4 protein-coding genes are annotated in these 5,367 nt (G+C 63.8%); all 4 read left to right on the top strand.

The window, feature by feature from the left end:
• Positions 1 to 492: 492 nt before the first annotated feature.
• Positions 493 to 2,298 (top strand): long-chain-acyl-CoA synthetase, encoded by a 1,806-nt coding sequence (locus QZY06_RS12180; protein WP_295684668.1) that lies wholly within the window; start codon positions 493 to 495, stop codon positions 2,296 to 2,298.
• A 127-nt stretch (positions 2,299 to 2,425) separates the two neighbouring features.
• Positions 2,426 to 2,932, top strand: a complete 507-nt coding sequence (locus QZY06_RS12175; protein ID WP_295684666.1) for a hypothetical protein — start codon at positions 2,426 to 2,428, stop codon at positions 2,930 to 2,932.
• 17 nt (positions 2,933 to 2,949) lie between these two features.
• Positions 2,950 to 4,245 (top strand): acyl-CoA dehydrogenase family protein, encoded by a 1,296-nt coding sequence (locus QZY06_RS12170; RefSeq protein WP_367275626.1) that lies wholly within the window; start codon positions 2,950 to 2,952, stop codon positions 4,243 to 4,245.
• A 15-nt stretch (positions 4,246 to 4,260) separates the two neighbouring features.
• The coding region (locus QZY06_RS12165) for an acyl-CoA dehydrogenase family protein (RefSeq protein WP_295684662.1) at positions 4,261 to 5,367 on the top strand (1,107 nt) is incomplete at its 3' end.

Below are 5,367 nucleotides of genomic sequence, written 5' to 3'. Positions count from 1 at the left end.
TCAGGGAGTGGATTTTCATGTTCGGGCTCGTCGGTGCAGGGGTTGGGAATGCGACTGGAGTGAGCGAACATTAATAGGTAAAAAAAACGACTAGCTATCTACAACGATCAACGGTTTGTTCTTGAAGAACAGCGGTTTTGGCTTGGGAATTGCACTCTCGAAAACTCGCGTAAGGCTTTGGAATCGCGTCAGAAATGCGTCGCGAAAAAGGCTTCCGAGCGAAGTTTTCTGGAGACCCGGAATTCGCTGCTGACGCACGGCGCTGGAACTTTGTGAACAGTTGTTCCATTATTCGCCGCACTTTGCTGAACCCAGCGACGAGGAGCCCATCGCGATGACCCACAAGACCCGTCCGACAGGTCGTGTCAGCACCCTGATCGAACGCCGTGACCGGCTTTCTGTGTGGTCGACTGTCCGCCGGCCGTGCCGGACCGCTCTGCCGCGATTGAATGGCAGCCGAGTCCGGCGGCCGGCATCACAGGCGCAAGCGGCGTGAGCGCAAAGCGTTCCGGGGACCTAATCCGGCTAGGCGATCTGCTCAAGGGCGTGATCGCCACGCTGCCCGAGGTACTGACCGTGCAGCGCGGCTTATGGAATCTGGCGCTCTGCAAGCCGACCTCGATCGGGTCGATCGGCCTGCAGCTGCAGAAACTCGCCGACGCGACGCCGCATGCGATAGCGCTGAAGTTCGACGACCGGCGCTGGACCTATGCCGAATTCAATGCCTGGGCCAACCGCTGTGCTGCGGCCTGCCGCGCCGCTGGGGTGAAGCGCGGCCAGGTGGTCGCGATCATCAGCAGCAACCGGCCGGAAACGCTCGCGGCGATTGCCGGCGTGGTCAAGCTCGGTGCCGTTGCCGCGATGCTCAACCACAACCAGCGCGGCAAGGTACTCGCCCACTCCCTGCAGTTGAGCAAGCCCAGCCTGCTGATCGCCGGCGAAGAATGCGCCGAGGCCGTTGCTTCGCTCGACGGCGAACAGGCACTCGATGCTGCTTGCGTGAAATGCTGGGACGGCGCCGAAACGCCCAAGGGCTGGCTCGACTGGTCAGCCGAATGCGATCGCCAGCCGTCCGGCAATCCGCCGGAAACCGCGACGATCCAGCTCAAGGAACCCGCTTTCCACATCTTCACGTCGGGCACCACCGGCCTGCCCAAGGCTTCGGTAATGAGCCACTACCGCTGGCAGCGCGGCATGGCCGGTCTCGGCCAGATGACTCTGCGGCTGCATGGCGGCGACACCCTGTACTGCGCGCTGCCGCTTTATCACAACAATGCGCTGACGGTCTGCTGGGGTGCGGTGCTGGCCGATGGCGCCGCCCTCGCCTTGTCGCGCAAATTCTCCGCCTCGAAGTTCTGGGACGAGATCCGCAGCCATGAGGCCACCGCGTTCTGCTACATCGGCGAGCTGTGCCGCTATCTGCTGAACCAGCCGCCGAGCCCCAAGGATCGTCAGCATCAGGTACGGCTGATGGTCGGCAACGGCCTGCGGCCGGAGATCTGGGACGAGTTCCAGAACCGCTTCGGCATCGAGCGGATCGCCGAGTTCTACGGCGCCAGCGAATCGAACCTGGCTTTCGTCAACGGCTTCAATCTGTCGAAGACCGCTGGCTTCTGTCCGCTCAGTTACGCCATCGTCGAGTTCGATACCGACGCCGAAAACGCGGTTCGTGACGCCAAGGGCCGGCTGACCAAAGTCGCCAGCGGCGGCGTCGGCCTGCTGATCTCCGAAGTCAGCGAACGGGCACCGTTCGATGGCTACACCGACAAGCGCGCCAACGAAGCCAAGCTGCTGCGCGATGTGTTCAAGAAGGGCGATTGCTGGTTCAACACCGGCGATCTGGTCCGCGACCAGGGCCTGCGCCACATCCAGTTCGTCGACCGGGTGGGCGACACCTTCCGCTGGAAAGGCGAGAACGTCGCGACCACCGAAGTGGAAGCCGCGCTGAACCAGATCGATGGCATCGACCAAGCCGTCGTCTACGGCGTCGAGGTGCCCGGCACCGATGGTCGCGCCGGCATGGCGTCCCTGAGCTGCACCGCGAAGCGTTTCGATGGCAAGCGCATTGCCACCGCCCTGCGCGCCGCCCTGCCCGCCTACGCCGTGCCGCTGTTCATCCGGCTGCGCAAGGAGCAGGAAGTCACCGCGACGTTCAAGTACCGCAAGGTCGATCTGAAGCGAGAAGGCTTCGATCTCGAACAAATCAGCGAACCGCTCTACGTGCTCGACGGCGATAGCTATCGGAAGCTGACTGTCTCGCTGCAAGCAAAGCTCATCGCTGGAGAGCTACGACTGTGAATGCTGTCCTCGCCCACTTTGTCATTCCCGTGGAGGCGGAAATCCAGTTCTGGCTGGCAGAGTCGAACCGTCGAAACTGGATCCCCGCCTGCGCGCGGATGACGAAACATGTAACTACCCGCCACTCGTGAACATCAACCTCGACATCGAACGCCGTCTGCTGCTGCCGATCGACCATGCCCGCGCCATGAAGCTGCTCGACGATCTCGAAGGCACCATCGGCCGCTTCCCGAACCTGAAGAAACTGACTCGGCTTGCCGATGACAGCTACCTTTGGGAAATGCGGACCATGGGCGTGCGCATCGCAAAGATCGCTCATGACCTCAGCTACGCCGCCCGCTACGAGATCGACCGCGATGCCGGTGCGATCCGCTGGCAGCCGCTGAAAGGCCATGGCAACGCACTCATCGGTGGCGAGATTCGTCTCGCCAAAAAGGGCGCACAGACCGAAATGCTGTTCAAGGTCGAAGGCGTCATGCACGACGTTCCCGTTCCACTGCTGTATCGGCCGCTGGCCGGCCCGTTCATCGTCAACAAGATGACGACGCTGATCGAACGCTTCCTGGCTCGCACTGGCGAAGCGCTGACCCTGAAAATTCCTGTCAAAACGTTCCCCAAGAAGAAAACCTCATGAGTACTGCTGATGCCCTGATGGGCCGTGGTCTGCGCATTCTCAACCGCGTATCCGCGTCGCCCTTGATCGATCGTTTCGGCCTGCGCAAGCCGGCCGAGCGCCTGCTGTTTCTGACCTCGAAGAACGCCTTTCGCGCCGCCGACAGGGTCGGCCGCCAGTTCGTCGCCGTGCAGAAACTGGCCAAGCCAGCCAGGCTGCCGAAGGCGTCGGGCCGGGCCTTGTTCGATCTCACCCCGAGCGACGAGCAGCAGATGTTGCGCGACGCCGTGCTGGCTTTCGCCAACGAACAGCTGCGGCCAGCCGCCGTCGCTGCCGATACCGCCTGCAGCACGCCAGCGGCTTTGCTGACCCAGGCTGCCGAACTCGGCGTGGCACTTATGGGCATTCCGGAAGAACTCGGCGGCGCCGGCGCCGAGCGCTCGGCCGTCACCAACGTTCTGGTCCACGAAGCGATGGCGCAGGGTGATCTTGGTCTAGCCGTGGCCTGCCTGGCGCCGAGTGCGGTATCGACCGCGCTAGTGCTCTGGGGCGACGAGCACCAGCAGGCCAAGTACCTGCCGGCATTCACCGGCGAGTCGCTGCCGCCTGCGGCGCTGGCGATCCAGGAGCCGCGCGCGCTGTTCAATCCGTTCGAGTTGCAGACCACGGCGAAGAAGAAGGCTGGCGGTTATGTACTGAACGGCGTCAAGGCGCTGGTGCCGCTGGCGGCAACGGCCGAGTTGTTCATCATCGCCGCCCAGCTCGAAGGCGCGGGCCCGGCGCTGTTCATCGTCGAAGCCTCGGCTGCCGGCTTGAAGATCGACGCCGAACCAGCGATGGGTCTGCGTGCGGCCGCCACCGGCACGGTGACGCTGACCAACGTCGAATTGCCAGGCGACGCCCTGCTCGCCGACGGCGCGGCGGAGGTCTACGCCGAATGCATTTCCTTGAGCCGCATCGCCTGGTGCGCGCTCGCCGTGGGCTGCGGCCAGGCCGCGCTCGATTATCTGATTCCCTACGTCAACGAGCGCGTCGCCTTCGGCGAGCCGATCAGCCATCGCCAGTCGGTGGCCTTCAACATCGCCAACATCGGCATCGAACTGGAAGGCATGCGTCTCGCCACCTTGCGTGCCGCCTCACGCGCCGAACAGGGCCTGGACTTCGCTCGCGAAACCGCGATCGCCCGCAAGCTCTGCGCCGACAAGGGCGTGGTGATCGGCTCCGACGCCGTGCAGCTGCTCGGCGGCCACGGTTTCATCAAGGAACACCCGGCCGAACGCTGGTACCGCGATCTGCGCGCGGTCGGCGTGATGGAAGGCGTCGTTCTCGTTTAACGGACACGAACACCCATGATCAATCTCGAATCTCCCAAGAAGTTTTCCGCGCTGACGATGCAGGCGCACCAGGTTGCGAAGGAAATCTTCCGGCCGATCTCGCGCAAGTACGATCTTGCCGAACACGCCTATCCGAAAGAGCTGGACATGCTCGCTTCGCTGCTCGACGGCATGACCGACGGTGGTGGCGCGGCTGGAGCCGGCGCTGCAGGTGTCGGCCGCGGCACCCGTGAAGACAGCGACGAGAACCGCAACGGTTCCAATCTGTCGTCGCTGGTCGGCGTCATGGAACTGTGCTGGGGCGATGTCGGCCTGCTGCTGTCGATGCCCCGCCAGGGCCTCGGCAATTCGGCGATCGCGTCAGTGGCCAACGAGGAACAGCTGGAGCGCTTCAAGGGCCGCTGGGCCGCGATGGCGATCACCGAGCCGGGCTGTGGTTCGGACTCCGCGGCAATCCGCACCACCGCGGTCAAGGATGGTGACGACTACATCCTCAACGGCGAAAAGATCTACGTCACCGCCGGCGATCGCGCCGAACTGGTGGTGGTCTGGGCGACGCTGGACAGGAACATCGGCCGCGCCGCGATCAAGAGCTTCGTCGTCGAAAAGGGCACGCCGGGCTTCGAACTGGTGCGCCTCGAACACAAGCTCGGCATTCGCGCTTCGGACACCGCAGCCTTCGTGCTGAAAGACGTGCGGGTGCCAGCGAAGAATCTGCTCGGCGATCCGGAAGTGAACGTCGAAAAGGGTTTTGCCGGCGTCATGCAGACCTTCGACAACACCCGTCCGCTGGTTGCCGGCATGGCCCTGGGCCTGACTCGCGCCGTGCTCGAAGAAACGCGCCGCGTGCTCGAAGCCGCTGGCGTGGTCATCGACTACCACGCGCCGGTGATCACCCAGAGCGCTGCCGCTGCGCAGTTCATCGGCATGGAAGCGGACTACGAGTCCGCGCGCCTGCTGACCCTGCAGGCCGCGTGGATGGCCGACAACCGCAAGCCGAACTCGCTACAGGCGTCGATGGCGAAAGCCAAGGCCGGCCGCACCTGTGTCGACGTTGCGCTGAAGGCCATCGAGCTGTGCGGCTCGATCGGCTACAGCGAAACCTCGTTGCTGGAGAAGTGG

The organism is uncultured Nevskia sp., from assembly GCF_903885465.1.
Lineage (GTDB): Bacteria > Pseudomonadota > Gammaproteobacteria > Nevskiales > Nevskiaceae > Nevskia.
The sequence above is the reverse complement of the archived record's forward strand: the minus strand, read 5'-3'. Positions and strand labels throughout refer to the sequence as shown.